This window comes from Paradevosia shaoguanensis, from assembly GCF_016801025.1.
GTDB lineage: Bacteria > Pseudomonadota > Alphaproteobacteria > Rhizobiales > Devosiaceae > Paradevosia > Paradevosia shaoguanensis.
Window position 1 is genome coordinate 4,178,700 of record NZ_CP068983.1, and the last position, 20,813, is coordinate 4,199,512.

Consider the following 20,813-nt stretch of genomic DNA (forward strand, 5'->3'; position numbering starts at 1 on the left):
TGGGCCTCTCGGCTAGCTCAGGCGCGCCAGCGCCTGCTTGATCTTGTCGCGCCGCGCCACGGCATCTTCACGACGCTGACGCTGCTCCTCGATCACTTCCTCGGGCGCCTTGGCGACAAACTGCTCGTTGCCGAGCTTCTTGTCGATGCCCCCGATTTCGCCGTCCAGCTTGCCGATCTCCTTGTTGAGGCGCACGCGCTCGACAGCGATATCGATGATGCCTTCGAGCGGCAGCGCCCAGGTGGCCTCGCCGATGACGAACTGCGCCGAACCCTTGGGGATCGATGCGGCCGCGCTGATCGGCTCCACGCGCCCGAGACGCGAGATAAGGGCCGAGCCGGCCTCCATGCGCCGCGTCGTCTCGGCATTGTTGCCGGCCACGAGCAGCGGCACCTTGGCCGAAACCGGCACGTTCATATCCGTACGGATCGAGCGGATCGCCGAAATCAGGTCGATGAGCCAGCCGATTTCCGCGTCCGCCTCGGCATCTTCCAGCCCCGAAAGGTCCGGCCAGCGCGTCAGCACCAGCAGGTCCTCGCGCTTGGGTCCAATCTTGCCGGTCTCGCCCCAGAGTTCCTCGGTCACGAACGGCATCATCGGATGCAGGATCTTGAGGATCTGGTCGAGCGCCCAGGCAGCGGTGGCACGCGTCTCGGCCTTGGCCGCCGCGTCCTCGCCCATGAACACCGGCTTGGCCAGCTCCACATACCAGTCGCAGAACGTGCCCCAGACGAAGTCATAGGCGTTGTTGGCCGCTTCGTTGAACTTGTAGTCCTCGATGGCCTTCGTCACCGAGGCCGCCGCACGCGCGGTCGCCCCGACGATCCAGCGATTGAGCGCAACCTTGTTCGTTTTGGGATCGTAGCCCTCGACGCGGAAGCACTCGTTCATCTCGAGGAAGCGCGCGGCATTCCAGAGCTTGGTCACGAAGTTCCGGTAGCCCTCGACGCGATTTATCGAGAGACGCAGGTCGCGTCCCTGCGCAGCCATGGCCGTGAGGGTAAACCGGGTCGCGTCGGCGCCATACTGATCAACCAGACTGAGAGGATCGATCACGTTCCCCTTGGTCTTGCTCATCTTCTGGCCCTTCTCGTCGCGGACCAAGGCATGCATGTAGACGGTGTGGAACGGCTCCTCGTGGAGGAATTCCAGCCCCATCATCATCATGCGGGCGACCCAGAAGAAGATGATGTCGAAGCCCGTGACGAGCACGCTCGTCGGGTAATAGCGCTTGAGTTCGGCGGTCTCATCGGGCCAGCCAAGCGTAGAGAACGGCCAGAGCGCCGACGAGAACCACGTGTCGAGCACGTCCTCGTCGCGCTTGAGGTCGACCGGCTCGCCGTAATGGGCGAGTGCCTTGGCCTTGGCCTCTTCCTCGGTGGATGCCACGAAGCACGTCTTGTCCGGACCGTACCAGGCTGGGATCTGATGCCCCCACCAGAGCTGGCGCGAAATGCACCACGGCTTGATGTTCTCGAGCCAGGCGAAATAGGTGTTCTCATATTGCTGCGGCACGAACTTGGTGCGGCCCTCGCGCACCGAGGCGAGCGCCGGCTGCGCCAGGATTTCGGCCTGCACGAACCACTGGTCGGTCAGATAGGGCTCGATCACGACGAGCTTGGACTTCTCGTCGTGCGGCACCATGATCTTCTTGTCCTCGACATGGTCGAAGACGCCGATGGCCTCAAGATCGGCCAGCACCTGCTTGCGCGCTTCGAACCGATCGAGCCCGCGATACTTCTCGGGCGCGTTCTCGTTGATCGCGGCCCGGGTCGTGAAGATGTTGATGGCTTCGAGGTTGTTGCGCTGGCCGACCTCGAAGTCGTTGAAATCGTGCGCCGGCGTGATCTTCACCGCGCCCGAACCCAGCGTCGGGTCAGCGTATTCGTCGCCCACGATCGGAATGCGCCGGCCCACCAGCGGCAGTTCCACGAACTTGCCGATAAGCGACTTGTAGCGCTCGTCTTCCGGGTGCACGGCAACGCCGGTATCGCCCAGCATGGTCTCCGGGCGCGTCGTGGCCACCACGATATAATTGCGCGTCTCGAACTCGGTCGGCTTGCCTTCCTCGTCGAACGCGATCGGGAACTGATAGGTCACGCCATCCGCCAGCGGATAGCGCAGGTGCCACATATTGCCCTTGACCTCGATGTTCTCCACTTCGAGATCGGAAATGGCCGTTTCCAGCCCCGGATGCCAGTTGACCAGCCGCTTGGCGCGATAGATTAGGCCGCGCTCATAGAGCTCGACGAACACCTTGACGACGGCGCGCACCATCTGGTCGTCCGGCTGGCCGCGATCGCCCATGGTAAAGCGCTCGCGCGACCAATCGGCCGAGGCGCCCAGACGCCGCAGCTGGTTGAGGATGGCGCCGCCACTCTCGGCCTTCCATTCCCACACGCGCTCGAGGAATTTCTCACGGCCCATCTCGCGACGGCCGGGCTGCTGCCGCTCGGCAAGCTGGCGCTCCACGATCATCTGGGTGGCGATGCCGGCATGGTCCGTGCCCGGCTGCCAGAGCACGTCCTTGCCCAGCATGCGGTTGTAGCGGACCAGGATGTCCTGGATCGTATTGTTGAGAGCGTGCCCGATATGGAGCGATCCCGTCACGTTGGGCGGCGGGATGACGATCGTAAAGCTCTCCGCGCCCGGCTGGGCTCCTGCCCCCGCGGCGAATGCATTGGCGTCGAGCCAGGCCTGGTAGATGCGGCCTTCGACACTGCCAGGCTCGTAAGTCTTGTCGATCATCTCGGGTTTTTCCAACAGCAGTGACCCACCAGGACCACGACAGCGGTCTCGGCGGGCCGAAAATTCGGTTCAGTCTTCAAGCAAAACGGTTGCGCCTATGTCAACTAGGCGCTGACCGGCGATTATTCAACGCCTCGGGATACCCGTGCGATTTCCTTCTCGACCATGCGCTCGACGATGGTCGGCAGGTTTTCGTCCAGCCACTCCTTGAGCATGGGGCGCAGCATCTCGCGCATCATGGACTCGATGGTGACGCCCTGGTTGCCGAGCGGGAGGGGATTGAGCCGCGAGAAGGACGAACGCACGACAGCTTCCGTAGTAGGTTCGAGGAGTTGACTGGCGAGATCGGCAGTGAGCGTCGGATCGGGCAATGGCGCTGCGGCCGGGGCCTCGAAAGCCGGCATGTCGATCGGGCTGGCCGCAAAACGGGGCGCTTCGGGCTCGAAGGCCGGCTCGGACTTGGCTTCGCTCACGAATGCTGCATCTGCCGCCATTTCATCCTGCTCCGGTTCAAAGGTCACGTCTTCCGGGTCGACCAGCACGGGCTTGCTGCTGGCCTCGGCGTCGACTTCGGCAAGAAGCGCATCGACGGAGAAGTCCATGTCGCTCGCTTCCGGCTCGTCGGCCGGCAGCATCTGGGCCGCGGAAAGCGTCAACGGCTCGGCATCCTCGCCGTCATCGTCATCGCCCGGAATATCGAAGGAAATTGGCTCGATTGAGGCCCGCAGCGGCTCGGCGGCAGCTTCAGCTACCTGCGCCGGCTTGGCCTGCATCGGGCCATCGGAATTGACCGCCTGGAACGAAGGCCGGCGCGTGGTGACGCCCGCATCGTCGTCGGCGATGATCTGCCGAATGGACGACAGGATCTCGTCCATCGAGGGTTCCTTGGGCGCGGGCTTGTTCATATGGGCCTCACTGCCACCGGGTATCGCTCCGGCAGCCTGATGGTGATTCGTCTTTCCACATTAGACCTGCCTGCCGCCCATTTGAACTGAAGCCATTGGCGCCAAAGCGGTCTTCCACGAAAAGTTGAGCCCGGCCTCCTTTCGGGAGCCGGGCTCGAAACGAGATCGCAAATTTCGACGCGCTTATTCGGCGATAGCGCGCAGGTCCTGCCAGACGTCCTCGACGGTGGCGATATAGCCGTCTGCCGACTTGATCTTGACCGGAAGCTTGAGGTCTCCCGCAGAGAGCTTGCCCGTGGCCGAAACCAGCGCAAAGGACGCAATGACACGGCTGGAGGTGGCGCTGATCAGCGATTCACGGGCCTGCGTCACCTGCGACTGCGCATTGAGCACGTCGAGCGTGGTCGACTGGCCGACATCGCGCGACTGCACGGTGGCGTCGAGCGCGAGGCTGGCCGCGTTGAGCGCCTGCTGCGCGGCGTCGATCTGCGCTACTGCGTTCTGCAGCGTGGCCCAAGAGGTCACCACGGCTTCACGCACCTGGTCACGGGTGACCTGCGCGTCGAACTCGCTCTTCATCTGGCCGAGATTGGCCTTGCGGACCGAAGCGCCCAGCACGCCACCCGAATAAAGCGGGATCGACAGCGAAAGCCCGACAGAGCCGCTGATGACGTTGGTGCTGTTGCCGGCGCTTTCGTTGAGCGTGCCGGTGGTGCCGATCTTGCCGATGAGGTTCATCGTCGGGCCAAAGGCGGCGCGCGCCTGGTCGGAGCCCGACTGCGCGGCGCGGATGGCGGCCTTGGCCGAGAGAATGGCCGGATGGTAGGCGTCGGAAGCGGCAATGGCCTCTTCGACCGACTTGGGCAGCATGCCCTTGAAGCTGAAATCCTGCGTCAGGTTGCGCGGCTTGTGACCAACCCAGCGCTCATAGCTCGCCTGGCTGGTCTGCAGGTTCGCGATGGCTGCCTGGTAGGAAGCGACGCCCGTGGCGAGCCCCGTCTGAGCCTGCGACACGTCGAGCTTGGTGCCTTCACCGATATCCAGGCGGTCCTGAGCCGACTTCACCTGCGCCTGCAGGAACTTCACGTTGTCCGAGCGCAGCTGCACGAGCTGGGAGTCACGGATGACGCCCATATAGGCCTGCACCACCGAGAGCAGCACGTTCTGCTCGGCATTGCGCAGCGCCTGGGCCGACACTTCGGTCATGGCCCGCGCCTGCTCGATGGCCGCGTCGGTCCTGCCGTTGTCGAAGATCGTCTGGTTGTAGGAAAGACCCAGAGTCGCCGTATCGGTCGAATTGAAGTTGCCGTTGGTGCGGTTGTCGAAGCTGTGGGTGAGATCAAGACCCGCGCCGATGGTCGGCATGCGGCCGGCCTTGGCCGTCACGATGCCTTCGGCCGTCGATTTGACCGCCAGCAGCGCCGAGGTGATGTTCGGATTGTTGTTGTAGGCAGCTGTAAGCGCCTCGCGAAGCGACTCCGCCTGTACGCTGACCGGCGCAGCGGCCACGACAAGCGCCAATGCGCTTACACAAATAGTACGAAAATTCATAACCCACGCCTCCAGCCCGGGGACAGTATGCCGGGCACATGGGATTGCCAATGCGTATAGGCAATCCCTACAGAATATTAATGTCAAAAGTCCTAACCCCGTGGTCGTCGGGCAACACTGCCGACGCATGGGTCAGTTATGCTCCCCAACGGGAGCGGCGGCTAAAAGACGAACTGTTCCGGGGCCTTAGCCATCGGCAGGGCCGGAATGTTCGTGTTGAACTCTGCTCGCGATGCTATGTCCTTGCCCACCTTGACGAAAACATGGGCAGTGCCCGTAAGCCCACCCAGCACCAATACGACCAGCCTTCCACCATCGCGAAGCGAGGTAAAGGCCGAATCGGGGACATCCCGGACCGATCCCGAGAAAAATACGACATCAAAATGACCTTCGCCCTTGAGCGGTGCGTCGAACGCATTCTCCACGATCCGGGCATTTTCGATGCCCAGACCCTGCAGGTTGTCGCGTGCGGCGGTGGCCAGTTCGGCGTTCGGCTCGACACCGACCACCTCGCGGGCAAGGCCGGCAAGGACGGCGGTCGTATAGCCGGTGCCGGCGCCGATCTCGAGAACACGCTCGTTCTCCTGTATGTCGGCAAGCTGCACCAGCTTGGCAAAGGGCGCTGGAGGCGCAAGGTATCGTGCGCCCGCATCGCCCAGCAGGGGAATAGCCTCATCGATATAGGCCAGCGCCCGGCGGCTCTCCGGCACGAACCGCTCGCGCGGCACCTGCCCCAGCACGGCCAGCAGACGCCTTTCGTTGACGTTTGAAGTCCGCACCTGGTTATCCACCATCACGGCCCGCGCCCGCGCGAAATCCACCATTGACCTCAACTTTCCGGTTTAGCGTTTCTTAACCGTGCTTAGCCGGGGCGCAGGTTGCGTTCAAGGGGCGTGGCGGGGAGTTTTAGGGCGGGAAAGGCAGCGGGGGTAATGCTGCCGCAAGCTCGACGCTTGCCATAACGGACCGTTCCTCGGGCGGAGCCTCTGGCCGCCCGAGTAGAGCTCTCCGCCTCCCTCCCCCTTGCGGGGAGGGATTGAGGGTGGGGGTGGGCAGCAGGCACCGAACTCTCGGCATGCTCACCCCTCCCCGCAAGGGGGAGGGAGACCTGCTGGCTCAAGCCAGCGTCAATCTCGGATGACTTTACGCCTTCCCGAGCCGCCAGCTCCGAACCTCGAACGGCATCAGGTCGACCGGCGCATTCCGGTCCTGCGGCTCTTCGAGCAGCGTCACCGCGCCCCGGTTCGCCCAGCCATCCGGCAGCGAGAACCCGAACTCGCCACGCGCACCGCGCGGTTCGTAAACGCGCAACACCAGCCCCTTGCCATCCTCGGACGGCTTGAGGCCCGAAAGTGCCGCAGTCATGCCGGTCACGCCAACCGGCGTCACCACGCCCGCTGCGAGCCCGGATGCCCGCGTCGCCAGCAGCGGCTGGTTGAGGTCTTCGGCTTCCTCGCGCACGCCACCCGCTGCCCAGTCGCCGGCATGCGGCATCAGGGCATAGGTGAAGCGCTGCTCGCCTTCATCGGCCAGCGGATCGGGATAGATCGGCGAGCGCATCAGGCTCAGGCCCAGCACGTTGCCGCGCGCCGAATGCCCATATTTGGCGTTGTTGAGCACGGCCAGACCGAAATCGGGCTCGCTGAGGTCGGCAAAGCGATGCGCCGGCACTTCATAGCGCGCCTGGTCCCAGGAGGTATTGGTATGCGTCGAGCGCCGCACCACGCCATAGGCGCATTCGAAGGTCGCGAAATCCGAGCGCACGGCCACCGGCGTCAGCGCCCGCAGGAATGTACGCCGATCGTGCCAGTCGATTTCGGTCTCGACATCGAGCCGGCGGCCATTGGCCGTGAGCGCATAGGTCTGCACCACGCGCGAATCCCGGAAGCGCTTGACGATGCGGATGGCGCCGCGATGCGGCCCCGCCTCCACCACGTCGACACTCTCGACCTCGGTGAGTTCCACGCCGACTTCGGCATAGTCCTCGTCCATGTCCCAGGCGTCCCAGTTGCGCGGCTTGTCGTGGGTATAGACCCAGAGCTGATTGCCACGGTCGCTGAGGGCCTCGCGCCCGCTGTCCTTGTGAATGAGGCTAGTGATCGTGCCATCCGCGCCGATCTCGGCCCGGATATGCGCATTTTCCAATCGGTCAGTGGCCACCACGAGGCCCGCCATCGGCGCGATCTTCGCATGATCGAGCACCGCAATGCCCAGAGGCGGCACGACGCCATCGCTGGCGATCTGCGAGCCATCTTCCAGCGTGAACCGCACCGGGCGCTCGGAGAGCGAAGGGTTCACCACGACGATCGCGTCGCGCACATCGCCCTTCGGCAATTGCCCCGCGATCCGGTCGAGCGCGGCTGCCTGCTCGGCGCCGGCCGCCTCGATCACCTCTTCCAGCTCAGCCTTGGCTTCGGCGTTGATCTCGCGAATACCCGAGCCCGGCAGGATATCGTGGAACTCGTTCTTGAGCACCGGATGCCAGAGCTTTTCGAGGCTCTGCGGCTGTGCGCCACCCAGCAGCGCGGCCAGCGACCCCAGAGCTTCCGCCGTGATGAGCGCGCGCTCCGCATGGCGATGCGACCGCTTCACATGGCTTTGCGTGGTGAGCGTCGCGCGGTGCAGTTCGAGGTAGATTTCGCCGCTCCAGGTCGGCAGGCCAACCTTTTCCGCGCTGGCATGAGCAGCGGCGAAGAAGTCCTCCACCTTGCCCCAGCGCGCCTGCGGCAGCGCCGGAAAATCGCGCAGCTGCTCGGCGCGGCGCACCATTTCCGGGTTCACGCCACCGCCGCCATCGCCATAGCCGACGGCCAGCAGCGTCGTGTCGTGGCGCGTCTTGCCGCGGAAATTCTGCCAGGTGTGGAGATAGGTCGAGGGCCGGACGATGCCGTTATAGCCTTCGATCGGGTTGTCGAACGTATGGGCCAACACCCGGCTGCCATCGAGCCCTTCCCACCAGAAGAGGTCATAGGGGAAGCGGTCGGTCTCGTTCCAGTTCACCTTGATGGTGAAGAAGTTTTCGATGCCGCCCTGGCGCAGCAGCTGCGGCAACGCCCCCGAGAAGCCGAAGCAATCGGGCAGCCAGCAGACCGTATGGCGCACGCCGAAAGTGCGCTCGAAATAAAGCTGTCCGTAGAGAATCTGGCGCGACAGGCTCTCGCCGGTCGGCATGTTGGTGTCGGGCTCGACCCACATGCCGCCAATGGTTTCCCAGGTCCCCGCCTTCACCCGCGCCTTGATGGCTTCGAGCGCCGCCGGATCGTCGCGCTCAAGCTGGTCGTAATAGGCCGCCGTCGACTGGTTGAAGCGGAAATCCTCGCTCCGCTCCATCAGGCCCAGGGCGGTATGAAACGTGCGGCGCACTTTCCGGCGCGTCTCGCCATAGGGCCAGAGCCAGGCCAGGTCGATATGGGCATGCCCCGTCATCACGATATCGCCTTGCGGCGGATAGCGCTTCTGCAGTTCGCGCAGCGCCTCGGTCAGCGCCGCATGGGCCGCGCGGATCGAAGCACGATGCTCGTCATCGAGCCCAGCCGGATCGGCCTTGAGCTCGGGCAGCTCCCAGATCCTCTGCTGTTGTTCCAGCGGCGCTGTGCGCGCCACATAGTCGGCGGTAGCCGACGGCCAGACAAGGCTGCGCAACGTCGCTTCCGCCGCTGTCAGCAGATGCGGCACGACCTCATGTTCACCAAGCACTTCAACGGTTTCCGCCACTTGCGTAAGAAGCAGGTGGAGGTCGTCGAGTTCGGTTTCGAGACGGATCAGCCGGCCTTCGGTCAGCACGGGCTTGCGCACCGGCTCGCCGAACGGCAGGCGCGGCACGCTCTGGGTTTCGATGGCGAAGGCGCGGCCCGTCACCGGGAATTCGCGGTGATAGGGATCGAGCCCGAAACGCTTGACGCTGCCATCGGCATAGTTGAGCGAAAGCAGGCTCTCCCCGCCCACATCCATGCGCAGGATCGTCTCTTCGAGCGGCCAGTCGGCCGGCACTTGCGCCGAGGCGGTGAACTTGACCGGCGCGTTGCGGTGCGGCCAGCCGTCGCCCAGCGCGATCGGCTGGTCTTCGAAGCGCCAGTCGGCAATCGGCACGGCCGCCCTTTCGCGCCACATCGGCAGTTCGGCGAGGCGCGTCTTCAACCTGTCGAGGCGCTGGGCGGTATTGAGCGACATGTCCAAAAGTCCTGAAAAGCGTCAGCTATTGATGTAGATGGGATTGGAGAGCGCGCGCCGGATCGGCTGGCCCTCGAAGTCGATGAGGTCGGCATCCGAGATATGCACTTTCGCGCCTTCCGTCTCGGCGAAAATGCGGTCGTGGCTGGCAACGGCAATGATTTCGGCGCGCAGGAAAAGTTTTGGCGTACCCTTCCACGCCAGCATGGCGTCATCGCCATCGATCATGATCTCCCCGACCACGCCTGTCGCGTCGACCCAGACCAGCCTGTCGCCAGCTGCGCCGCGCACTTCCGCCCGTGCCTCGATCTCGCCGGCCGGTACTTCCCCGCCCATGGGCACTTCGCCGATGAAGATCGCCAGATGCGGCCCGGTCGGGCTTTCGGTGACATAGCCCCTGCCCGCCTTCATCGCCTTGAGGATTTCGTCCTCGGAAAGCTCGGGGAGGTAAAGCACAGTCGTCGGACGCCCGACCACGAACGGCCCCTCCGGCAGCAGCCGGTCCGGCTGGTGGAAATCGCTGCCGCCGATCGCAGAGATACGCAGGCCGCGCGCCAGCCGCTCCTGATAGCGCGCCAGCGCGATCCAGTTATAGGCCAGCCACGCCGTCTGCCAGACCTCCTGCAGGTCGGCATCGGGCAGCTCGTAATCCCAGGGGATGGTCGGCTTGTCGTGGTTGATCGAGAGCAACCCGCCATGCTCGTGGACCATGTCGGCCAGCACATGCGCATGCTCGGGCCTGGTCATGCGGAAATCGATCCAGGCATCGACGCCGAAGACATTGGCGTGCCCGGTTGCCGTGGTCACTTCCATGCCTCGCACGAAAACCAGGTCGGGCGAGGATTGCGGATGAAAATAGCGCCGCTGCGTGATGGTGTTGTGGTCGGCCACCGCCAGAAAATCGAGCCCGGCCTGTCTGGCCGCCGCATGCAGCAATTCCGGCGCGCCGCGCGCATCGGAATGGAACGTGTGCGTATGCAGGTCGCCCCGATACCAGCCCGCGCCCGGCCGCACCGGGAACGTACGCTCCGGCTGCCCGGTCAACTGACGTGGCGCGTCGTCGAGTGCATAGGTCAGCGTCACCTCGGCGCCTTCCGGCGGTACCTTGTAGAGGCCGAGGATCACCTGCCAGCGCCCCGGCTGGATTTCGCCGTGGATGTAACCGGGCGTCGCGTCGTCCCGCGCCACGAAGAAACTGTCCCGCGCTCCGCCCGACCAGCCACGGAAACCCTCGCGCGACGGGTAATCGGTAATCCGCGGGTCGAGCACGCCCAGGTCGATCACGCAATTGTCGGCCTTGGGATAGCTCATCGTCACATCGACGCGCGTCGTGCCCTCGGGTACGTCGAACGGCACGTAGAAATAGGGATTGGCCGCCTGGTCGGCCGGCGTGATCTGGATATTGCGCGTATGAGACATCTGCTCTGGCTCGAACCGGGTAACCGCCCTCCTCCTCGCGAGGAGGGCGGGATGGGTGTTGCGACGCTTACGGCGTCAGCGGCTGTTCGTCGTCCATCGGAATGCGGAGGCCATCGCCATCGAAGACATGCGCATGCCGCGCCTTGAAGGCGAAGGTCACCGTGTCGCCCACATCCACCAGGTCATCGGTGAAGATGCGGGCCGTCACCCGGCCGCCATCATGCCGCTCGAAGGTCACGAGCTTTTCCGGCCCCATATTTTCATTGGCGAACAGCTTGCCCGAAATGGTGTTGGCGTCGGTGATCGCCCCGATCGACAGGTGCTCGGGCCGCACGCCCAGCGTCAGCGTCTTGCCGCGCTCAAGCGCCTTGGCGATGCCCTTGGACATCGGCAGCTCGCGCGCGCTCAGTCCATGCGCCCGCAATTGCAGCGCCCCGTTCTCGATCATGCCTTCGGCCGGCACCAGGTTCATCGGCGGGTTGCCGACGAAATTGGCCACGAACGTCGTCGCCGGGCGGCGGTAGATTTCGATGGGCGGCGCGTATTGCACGATATGGCCCTTGTCCATCACCGCAATGCGGGTCGCGAGCGCCATGGCCTCGGCCTGGTCGTGCGTCACGTAAACCGCCGTCATGCCCATGTCGCGTTGCAGGTGATTGAGGAACCCGCGCGCCTCCAGCCGAAGCTTGGCGTCGAGGTTGGAAAGCGGCTCGTCGAAGAGATAGACGCGGCTCGGATAGACCAGCGCGCGCGCCAGCGACGTACGCTGCTGCTGCCCGCCCGAAATCTGCGCCGGCAACCGGTTCATCAGGTCGCCGATCTTGAGCACGTCAGCCACTTCCTTGGCGCGCGCATGGCGTTTTTCCACCGGCTCGCCGCGCACTTTCAGCGGATAGGCGATGTTGTCGGCCAGGTTCATGTGCGGATAGAGCGCATAATCCTGGAAAACCATCGAGATCTGCCGGTCCTTGGGATGCAGGTTGGTGACGTCGTCGCCCCCGATCAGGATCTTGCCCGAGGTCGGCGTTTCCAGCCCGGCGATCATGCGCAGGCTCGTGGTCTTGCCGCAGCCGGAGGGCCCGAGAAGGCACACGAACTCGCCGTCCCCGATCTGGAGGTCCACGCCCTGCACGGCATGGAAGCTGCCAAAACTCTTGGTGACTTTCTGGAATTCTACTGAGGCCATGAGACTTACGCTTTGATGCCGCCGAAGAACCGGAAACCGAACTTCCAGCTCACGAACAGGTAAAGGACGATAACGGGGAGCGAGTAGATGAGCGAATAGGCCGCCAGCAACGTGACGATCGGCGTGCCCGCCTCCGAATAGAAGGAATAGATCGCCACCGATGCCGGCATGACGCTGTCGCTGCGCAGGAGGATGAAGGGGATGAGAAAGCTCCCCCAGATGTTGACGAACGCCCACACCACCACGACCACGATGCCCGGCCGGATCACCGGCAGCGCCACGTCGAAGAAGGCCTGAACCGGGGAAGCCCCCGCCACCATCGCGCTTTCCTCATAGGTGCGCGGAATGCCGTCGATGAAATCGCGCAGGATGAACATCGCCGTCGGCAGCAGCCCGCCGCCGAAAACCAGGATCACCGCGATATGGCTGTCGATCAGCCCCATCGCCGAAATGATGAGGAAAATCGGCACCATGGCAGCCGAACCCGACACCACGGACGAGAACAGCAGCAATATGTAGGTCACCGCGCCTTTGCCAGGGACCGACGAGCGAGACAACGCGTAGGCGGCGAGCGTCGCCGCGAACCCCACCAGCACCACCCCGCCCAAAGCCTGGATCAGGCTGTTGAGCAGCGCGCGCACCGCGAAGGTGTTTTCGAACACGGTCGAAAAATTCTGGAGCGTGAAGGGGTTGGGAATGGCCAGCCCTAGTTCCGCCCGCGCGTTGAACGGGGCGAAGATGAACCAGATGAGCGGCAGCGCGAAGATCACGCCGATAAGGCACGAGAGGATCGAATAGCCCAGCCGCGAGAAGAATTGTCCGGCACTCATGACTCGGCCTCCTCCTTCTTGCGGCCGCGCGCGATGCGCAGGTAGACGAGCGCGAAGGCGAGGTTGATCAGCATGATGATGACGCCCACCGCCGCGCCCTTGCCGAACTCGAAGTCCTTGAAGGCGATGCGGTACGTATAGATGGAGAGCAGTTCCGTCCGGTAGGACGGCCCGCCATGGGTGAGGATGAAGGGTGTGAAGACGTTGAACGTCCACATGGTGATGAGGATCAGGTCCGTCACCACATGCCCGCGGATGAGCGGCAGCGCGATATCGCGGAATTTCTGGAACGACGTCGCGCCGGCCACGTCAGCCGCCTGGAAGTAGCTTGGGGGGATCGACTGGAACGCCGAGTTGAACAGCATCATCGAGAAGGCCGCGCCGCGCCACGTGTTGAAGAACACGATCACCCAGAACGGTTGCTGGAGCAGCAGGTCCGCCCCCGGCAGCCCCACCGAGCGCAGCATGCCGTTAAGCGTGCCGTTGTCGTAGTCGAGGAAGGCGAACCAGGCGAAGCCGATCACCACTTCGGGCAGGATCCAGGCCGCGATGACGAAGGTTTCTGTAAACGCCTTGAGCGGCTTGGGCACGGCCTGCATCAGCCAGGCCAGCAGCAGCCCGAGCAGCGCCTGCCCGACCAGGGCCGAAAGGATCACGAATTGCGTGGTCAGGATCAGCGAGAAGCCGAACTGCCCGCGCGTGAAGAACGTCTCGGGGTTGAACAGCGTCAGGTAATTGGCAAAGCCGACGAAATCGGGATTGACCGCCGTGCTCCCGAGCAGCGTGCGGTTGGTGAAGGAAACGAAGATCACCCAGAAGAACGGGATGATGACGAACAGCGCCACCAGGATCGCCGCCGGCGTCAGGAACAGCGCACCCGCCCGGGTGGATAACAGGGAGAATTTCTTCATTGATCGCCCAATACTCGGCCTCGAGACAGCCCCTCGCCGCCCCGCCCGATAGGGCGAGAACTCCTGGGGGCACAATCCGCGCAAACGGCCTCGGATACCTTCGCCCCTTGGGAGAAGGTGGCGCGAAGCGCCGGATGAGGGGAAGGCCGCAACAGCCTTCCCCCCAGGGAGGAACCCGACTTACTTGGAAACCGTGTTGGCTTCGCCCACGATGCCGATGACGGCGGCCTTGTACTGGGCCATGGCGTCTTCCGGCGACAGTTCGCCCGAAACCACGCTCTCGGTCATGCGCTGAATTTCAGCGGAAACCTTGTTGTAGTTCGGATCGTTCGGACGCGCCGTGGTCAGCGGCAGCAGCGACTTCTGCGTTTCCTGCAGATAGACGTTGTTCGGGGTCGGCACGTCGTCACGGATGCGGCGGGCTTCACGCAGCTTCTGGAAGGCGTTGAGCTGGTCGGCGCTGTTCATGAAGGCCAGCAATTCCCAGGCTTCCGCCGGATGAGCCGTGTTCGGGTTGATCACGAAGCCCGTGCCGCCCGAAACCGTCACGAAATCCTGCCCGCGCAGGCCCTTGCCCGGCTCTTCGGCCGGCATGGAGGCCCAACCGACCTTGGCGGCGCGGTCATCTACGGCGAATTCGGCGCCCGGCGCCATCACCGAGTTGTAGAACCAGTCGCCTTCCACCAGCATCATGGTCTTGCCGTCGCGGAAGTTGGTGAAGGTGCGGTTACGGCCGTCGGCCAGCAGTTGAGCGCGCTGGTCGCCGAGCTGTTCGTCCACATAGATGGTCTTGTAGAGCTTGAGCGTGTCGAGGATGCCGGGGCTCGAAACGATGTACTTGCCATCGGCATCGGTCACCGCCTCGCCCGTGCCGAGCAGCGCCATCCAATAGCCCTGCATGGTCGTGGCTTCGCCCATATTCACGCCAGCATTGAGCTGGAGCGGGAAGCTGTCCGGGTTGGCCTTCTTGAGGGCGCGGGCAGCGTCGAGCAGTTCGGCCCAGGATTTGGGCTGGAACGTCGCCGGGTCGATGCCGGCGGCCTGCAGCAGGTCCTTGCGGGTGAAGATGGCGCGCACGTCGGTGCCGAGGGCGAGGCCATAATCCTTGCCCTTGTAGCTCATCAGATCGCGGGAGCCCTGGGCGATATGGCCCCAGCCTTCCCAGTTCTTGACCGCATCGCCGCCGAGGTCTTCGAGCGGCTTCAGGAGATTGCCTTCCACGAAGCTCGGGATCAGGAAGCCGTCGAAGCCGGAAATGTCGGCGCCGGCGCCGGTCGAGAAGTCGAGCGCGAGCTGCTGGGTAAGCTGCTCGTCCTGCCCGCCGAATTCCTTGAGGGCGACGTTGATGTCCTTGCCGTCGGCCTTGGCCTTGGCGGCAAAGCCGGGGATCACGTCCTGCTTGATCCAGACGGCGGTTTCGCTGTTCACGCCGCCTTCCACGCAGCGGCAGGTGATGGTCAGGTCAACGGCCAGGGCGGGCGTGACCAGAGCGGTCGCCGCAGCAAGGCCGATAAAATACGAACGCAGACGATTGCTCATCGAAGTTTCCTCCCATTCGATGGTCCGGACTTGGCCGGCAGTCGATTTCAGTGCGCTGGGTAGTACCGCAGTTCACGAGCGTGAGATTGAACACGTTTTCACTTTGCGTCAATCGGGTCCTTAATGAATTTGCAATGACAGGGCAGTCTTGCTGCCATAATACGCAAAATCCGGGACCTTCGGCACGCCCCAGCTTGACTGCACATCGACGAAACGCCAAAACAGATTGTAAGCGCTTTCATTATCGAGGCAGGTTTTGGCGTGAGCGAGGCGACCAGCAGAGCGAGGAACCGGGCAACGGCCGACGACGTCGCCCGTGTTGCCGAGGTATCGCGCGTGGCCGTCTCCCGCGCCTTCAACCCGCATGCCTCGATCAAACCCGAAAAGCGCGACAGGATTTTGAAGGTCGCCCAGGAGCTCAATTACACGCCGGATGTCGCGGCGCGCTCCCTGGTTACCCGCCGCTCCCATCTCGTCGGCGTCATCGTGCCCGATGTCTGCTCGCCCTGGGAAAGCCAGGAGATCGACGCCCTCACTACCGCGCTCCAGGCAGAAGGCTTTGCCACCCTGCTCTTCAAGACGCGCACCGATCGCTCGATGGATAGCCAGCTCCTCACCTATATGAAGGGCTACAACCCGGATTCGGTCATCGCCTTCACCGAAAATGTCGGCCCCGAAATCCTCGGCCAGATCCTCGATCGCGCCGTACCGATCTATGTGAGCTATCCGCACGAAGAGACCATCGAGCCCATTGCTCCCGGCCAGCGCTTCGATCGCCTCGATGTCATCCAGCGCGACGGCATCGACCAGGCTATCGCGCTCATGCAGGGCTTTGGCGCCCGCCGCTTCGCCTATCTGGCCGGCGATCCACATGCTTCCGCCAGCCTCGAGCGCGAATATGTGCTGCGCCAGGTCATGGCCGCGCGTGGCCTGGGCGAACCGCTCATCGTGCCCGGCGATTTCACCTATGACACCGCCTACCGCGCCACAATCGACCTCTTCCGTATCGGCGACGGCGTCGATGCCATCTTCGCGGCCAACGACGTCGGCGCCTTCGGCGTCCTTGACGCCTTGCGCCACGAGCTCGGCCTCAAGGTTCCGCAGGACGTCAAGGTCGTCGGCTTCGACGACATCGCGCAGAGCCACTGGAAGAGCTACGACCTCACCACCGTGCGGATCGATCTGGACGAGCGCGTCCGCGCCCTCGTCCGTCTGATCCTGCGCCGCCTCAAGAACCCGGATGCCCCGGCTCTGTCCGAGACCATCCGCACCAAGCTCGTCGTGCGCGGCACGGTCGGCTAGCCTTTTAGCGAAAGCGTATCCTCATGGCCGCGCCGGTCATCCACGTCGTCTTCAAGACCCATCTCGATATCGGTTTCACCGACCACGCCGAAAAAGTCCGCCGCCAGTATCACGAGCGCTTCATCCCGCAGGCGATCGATACGGGCGAGCACTTCTTCCGCGAAAACCCCGACGAGCCCCGCTTCATCTGGACCACCGGCGCCTGGCTGATCTGGGATCACCTCAATTCCCGCAGCCCCGCCGAGATCGCCCGGCTCGAACAGGCCATCGAGCGCGGCCTCATCACCTGGCACGCCCTGCCCTACACCACCCATAGCGAGTTGATGTCCCCGGCCCTTTTCCGCGCCGGCCTCTCTTATGCCGCTGAACTCGACAAGCGTTTCGGCCGCCAGACCATCGCCGCCAAGATGACCGACGTTCCCGGCCATACGCTCGGCATCGTGCCGCTCATGGCGCAGGCGGGGATCCGCTTCCTGCATCTGGGCGTCAACACCGCCTCCCCGCCGCCCGACGTGCCCGATGTCTTCCGCTGGCGCGCGCCGTCCGGCGAGGAAATCGTGGTCATGTACCAGAAGTCCTACGGCGCCACGCATTTCCCGCAAGGGTTCACCGAAGGCCTGAGCTTCGCCCATACGAGCGACAATATCGGCCCGCAAAGCGTGCCGCAGACCAGCGAAGGCCTGCGCGAGATCGCGGCCCACAATCCCGGCGCGACGCTCCGCGCCTCGACCCTCGACGCCTATGCCGCCCTCCTCTGGGATCGCCGCGCCGAATTCCCCGTGCTCGACGTCGAACTGGGCGACAGCTGGATTCATGGCAGCGCCAGCGACCCCATCAAATCCGCCCGCTTCCGCGCCCTCCAGCGCACCTATGACGCCTTTGAATCGGAAGGCCTGACGCCATCGCGCCTCGCCTTCGGGCGCGAACTCGCCATGGTCGCCGAACATACCTGCGGCGTCGACATCAAGAGCTACCTGCGCGACGACAAGGCCTGGGACCGCCCCGCCTTCGAAGCCGCCCGCAAGACCGACTACCGCTTCGCCTACACCGAAGCCTCCTGGGCCGAACAGCGCGCCTATCTCGACCGCGCCGTCGATCACCTCGCCCAACCCGACCGCGCCCGCGCCGAAGCGGCACTGGCCGAACTCGACGTACCCGCCACCGCTGCGCCCACCGGGCACGCCTCGACGCAAACGCTCGCACTCGACGGCTGGAGCCTGGAATTCACGCCCACTGGCGATGTCGCCAGCCTCACTGCGCCCTCGGGCACCCGCCTCGAAGGCCTGAACGGCTCGCTCCTCGGCTTCCGCTACGAAAGCTACGACTCGGCCGACATCGCGCGCCACATGGATACCTACCTTACCCATCGCGCCGAGTGGGCCATTCTCGACCACGACAAGCCCGGTCTGGCGAAGGCCCACACCGCCCGCTCCGCCTCCTGGCAGCCCACCCTTGCCGGCCGGATCGCCTCCGGCTTCGCCCTGACGTTCCCGCCAGAAGCACACACAGAACTCGGCGCCCCGGCCCGCGTCGACCTTGCCTTCGCGCCCATCGACCAGAACATCATCGAGCTCACGCTTACCCTGCGTGAAAAGCCCGCCAACCGCATGCCCGAAGCCGGGTTCCTCACCTTCACGCCCGCCGGCAACGGTTCGTGGGATTTCCTCAAGACCGGCCTCTGGCAACCGGCCAACCGCGTTGCCGCCCATGGCGGCGGTCAGCTCCAGGCCATTTTTGCCGCCCGCCGCAACGACCTCACCATCACCCCGCTGGACACGCCTCTCGTGGGCCCCGCGGCTACCCCCTTCATGCCCTTCGACCGCAATCCGCCCAATTTCGACACCGGGCTCCGCTTCAACCTCCACAACAACAAGTGGGGCACGAATTTCCCCATGTGGTGGGAAGGCGACTTCAAGGCCCGCTTCAGGATCACGCTGGCCTAGAGTCCGCACTCAATTGCGCCGGTAGATGAGGTTGCGATGGCCGCGCCCCAACCACTGAACTTCCCCGGACTTGATCCGGGGCCCATTGCCACCCTCCACTCGAGTGGAGGAATCCGTGGGCCCCGGCTCTTCGGCCGGGGACGTTCAGTGGGTGTGGCACGGCAGACGGACAACGCTTCCGTTGGAATCTGTCGGATGGGAGATAAGCGCTCTGGGGGCGCCGGGCTTATTGAGTACGGACCCTAGTCTTCTCGGCTTGGCAGCAGCCCCTCGTGGCGATATCCGTATCAGTGGACTACGAGGAGCGCTCCCATGAGCAACATCGTCAAGCTTTCGGATCGCAAGAAGGCGAAGGAACAGCAGGCTAAAAAAGCGGCTGCCGACCAACGCGCCCGCCAGAACGGCAGCACCGGCGGCTCCACCCGCGCCAAGCTCCCGCTCCTGATTCTCTCGGTCCTCATCGTACTCCTGGGAATTTTCTGGGAGCCGGTATTGCATTTCCTCGCCACGCTCCTCGGCCGCGGCTGACGCCGCGAGGCCATGACCCGCATCAACTGCGTCCCGCCGTCCGAGCTGACGGTCCAGCACCTCGTCGCCGAGTACCGCGAACTGCCCCGCATCTTCGCGCTCGTCCGCGCCGCCATAGCCCGCGGCGAGCGCCCCGATGACACCCGCAACCCCACCGAATACCGCCTGGGCTCCGGCCACGTGCGCTTCTTCTACCCGCGCCTGCTCTACCTGGCGCGGCGCCAGGCCAGCCTCATCGCAGAGATGCAGTCCCGCGGCTACCGCCCCGCCTTCACCGATCCTGCAGTCCTCCTCGCCGGCATCCCGCCCGAATGGTGCAACGACTGGCAGCCGACGCCCGAAGCCCAGGCCACCAACCGCGCCCGTATTTCCGAACGCCTCGCCACAAGTGCAGACGCCGTTAAGAAGACTGTCTAGAAAATCACCCTCGGGGGAGCATCTGGGCTTGCATAAGCCTTTACGGCCCCGTAGATACTCCCGCCGTGAGGCCACGTGGCGGAGTGGTGACGCAGCGGATTGCAAATCCGCGTACCCCGGTTCAATTCCGGGCGTGGCCTCCAGCTTTCCCTAAGATGCAGAGAGTTCGCCGTCGCGCTTGGCGCTGCGCGATCAGCTATGCTCGAAAGAACAGAGGCGCCCAAGGCGCCCCTGTTGCCGTTTATCGGTGAATGAAGAGCAGGATGATGATGATCAGCCAGATGGGCACGCCCAGGAGCCAGAGACCTAGTGCTCGGAACATGGCGATTCTCCTCCTTGCTCAGTAACGACGGAAGACATCGGTGAACACCGTGCCTTCGTCCCGGTGCCGCCCACCCATCGAGGCGGCCCAATAGGCGCCCGCCGCCGCCACTAGAAACGACGCAGCGGTAAGAAATGCTGCAAGCACCGAGGTCTTGCGGGCGGTCTCGGCGACCGCTGCCGCCTGGTCCTTGGCCGCCTGTACATTGGCCAGCACCTGGTCGACCCGGGCCTGCGCATCGGCCTCCGGCATGCCCGTCGTCCCGGCTACAACCTGGGCCAGGTAGGCCTTGTCCTCGTCGCTCATCGACCCGGCAGCAGCCGATTGCGCCAGGATGCGCGCCGCCTCACCGCGGGCATCGGCAATATTGACTGCCGTTCCCACCGCGGCCGGCGGCGTCGGACTGGCCGCGGCTCCCGCCGCCGCTCCGCCGGCAGGCGCAACCGGCCGGAACAAGGCGTCCGTGAAATAAGCCGTCGCATTGTCCGCAGCACCGCCCGCCACATTCGACGCCGCATCAGTTACGGTGGCCACCGCCGACCCCACTGTATTGGCCGCGGCGCCGAGCCCCGACAGCGTCACGATCACCGCGACGATCGTCGCGCCGGCCCAGACCAGAAGGCCGTGCGCCCCGTCACGGACATCCGATTCATGCTCGGTCGCATCATGCAGCCGCTTGCGCATGCGCCCGGTGAGATAGCCGCCGGCCATCGCGCACGAGACCTCGACCCAAAGCAGCCAGGTCCCGGCCGCGATCGCCACCCAGATCGGCGAGACGTCCGGCGCCGCCGAAAAATTGATCAGCGATAGCCCGATTGCCGACCCGAACGTCAACATGACCAGCCCGAGCGCCACCGCCAGCACGATGCCGCCGAATATCGCGGGCCAATCGACGTAGGAATCCTTCGTGCCCGCCGCCGGGGCCACTTCGATGATTTCTGTTTCCAATGCCATGTAAACCTCCTCTTCCCGGCTCATTCAGCGCAGACCGAAGAAGGAGAGGATGGCCATGATGACTACGACGAGCCCGACCAGATAGATG

15 protein-coding genes and 1 tRNA gene are annotated in these 20,813 nt (G+C 64.4%); 5 read left to right on the plus strand and 11 right to left on the minus strand.

From position 1 onward, the window contains the following. Positions 1 to 12 precede the first annotated feature (12 nt). The 10 genes from JNE37_RS20315 to JNE37_RS20360 form a co-directional block, all read right to left on the minus strand. The gene (locus JNE37_RS20315; protein WP_203064596.1) at positions 13 to 2,748 is read right to left on the minus strand and encodes a valine--tRNA ligase; all 2,736 of its coding nucleotides are present in this window, start codon (positions 2,746 to 2,748) and stop codon (positions 13 to 15) included. Between the two features lie 122 nt (positions 2,749 to 2,870). Further along, the gene (locus JNE37_RS20320) at positions 2,871 to 3,653 is read right to left on the minus strand and encodes a DUF2497 domain-containing protein (RefSeq protein WP_203064597.1); all 783 of its coding nucleotides are present in this window, start codon (positions 3,651 to 3,653) and stop codon (positions 2,871 to 2,873) included. A 183-nt stretch (positions 3,654 to 3,836) separates the two neighbouring features. Further along, a complete protein-coding gene (locus JNE37_RS20325; RefSeq protein ID WP_203064598.1) occupies positions 3,837 to 5,204 on the minus strand; it encodes a TolC family outer membrane protein in 1,368 nt (455 codons plus the stop codon). 161 nt (positions 5,205 to 5,365) lie between these two features. Continuing rightward, positions 5,366 to 6,028, minus strand: a complete 663-nt coding sequence (locus tag JNE37_RS20330; RefSeq protein WP_035094977.1) for a protein-L-isoaspartate O-methyltransferase family protein — start codon at positions 6,026 to 6,028, stop codon at positions 5,366 to 5,368. Between the two features lie 319 nt (positions 6,029 to 6,347). Next, positions 6,348 to 9,374, minus strand: coding sequence for an alpha-mannosidase (locus JNE37_RS20335; protein WP_203064599.1), 3,027 nt, complete (start codon positions 9,372 to 9,374; stop codon positions 6,348 to 6,350). Between the two features lie 21 nt (positions 9,375 to 9,395). Further along, positions 9,396 to 10,793: a CehA/McbA family metallohydrolase gene (locus JNE37_RS20340; RefSeq protein WP_203064600.1), complete on the minus strand. Its 1,398-nt coding sequence runs from the start codon at positions 10,791 to 10,793 to the stop codon at positions 9,396 to 9,398. Between the two features lie 67 nt (positions 10,794 to 10,860). Beyond that, complete coding sequence (locus JNE37_RS20345; RefSeq protein ID WP_203064601.1) at positions 10,861 to 11,979, minus strand: ABC transporter ATP-binding protein; 1,119 nt, start codon at positions 11,977 to 11,979, stop codon at positions 10,861 to 10,863. Between the two features lie 5 nt (positions 11,980 to 11,984). Beyond that, a complete protein-coding gene (locus JNE37_RS20350) occupies positions 11,985 to 12,809 on the minus strand; it encodes a carbohydrate ABC transporter permease (RefSeq protein ID WP_035037514.1) in 825 nt (274 codons plus the stop codon). Further along, positions 12,806 to 13,720, minus strand: a complete 915-nt coding sequence (locus JNE37_RS20355; RefSeq protein WP_035037512.1) for a carbohydrate ABC transporter permease — start codon at positions 13,718 to 13,720, stop codon at positions 12,806 to 12,808. Before JNE37_RS20355 ends, JNE37_RS20350 begins: the two co-directional genes overlap by 4 nt. Positions 13,721 to 13,900: 180 nt before the next feature. Further along, on the minus strand, positions 13,901 to 15,259 hold the full coding sequence (locus JNE37_RS20360) for an extracellular solute-binding protein (protein WP_035037510.1): 1,359 nt from the start codon (positions 15,257 to 15,259) through the stop codon (positions 13,901 to 13,903). 261 nt (positions 15,260 to 15,520) lie between these two features. Here JNE37_RS20360 and JNE37_RS20365 point away from each other — a divergent pair, with 261 nt between their 5' ends. From JNE37_RS20365 to JNE37_RS20385, 5 genes are all read left to right on the plus strand, one after another. Next, positions 15,521 to 16,561, plus strand: coding sequence for a LacI family DNA-binding transcriptional regulator (locus tag JNE37_RS20365; protein ID WP_203064602.1), 1,041 nt, complete (start codon positions 15,521 to 15,523; stop codon positions 16,559 to 16,561). Between the two features lie 23 nt (positions 16,562 to 16,584). Beyond that, positions 16,585 to 18,504: a DUF5054 domain-containing protein gene (locus tag JNE37_RS20370; RefSeq protein ID WP_203064603.1), complete on the plus strand. Its 1,920-nt coding sequence runs from the start codon at positions 16,585 to 16,587 to the stop codon at positions 18,502 to 18,504. 312 nt (positions 18,505 to 18,816) lie between these two features. After that, a complete protein-coding gene (locus JNE37_RS20375) occupies positions 18,817 to 19,032 on the plus strand; it encodes a hypothetical protein (RefSeq protein ID WP_035093423.1) in 216 nt (71 codons plus the stop codon). A 12-nt stretch (positions 19,033 to 19,044) separates the two neighbouring features. Beyond that, a complete protein-coding gene (locus tag JNE37_RS20380; protein WP_203064604.1) occupies positions 19,045 to 19,449 on the plus strand; it encodes a pyrimidine dimer DNA glycosylase/endonuclease V in 405 nt (134 codons plus the stop codon). Positions 19,450 to 19,518: 69 nt separating this feature from the next. Beyond that, positions 19,519 to 19,592 (plus strand) — tRNA-Cys (locus JNE37_RS20385). A gap of 197 nt (positions 19,593 to 19,789) precedes the next feature. Here the strand turns inward: JNE37_RS20385 and JNE37_RS20390 are convergent. Continuing rightward, positions 19,790 to 20,725 carry a hypothetical protein gene (locus JNE37_RS20390; RefSeq protein ID WP_203064605.1) on the minus strand — a complete coding sequence of 312 codons (936 nt, stop codon included), beginning with the start codon at positions 20,723 to 20,725 and terminating at the stop codon, positions 19,790 to 19,792. Positions 20,726 to 20,813: the final 88 nt, after the last annotated feature.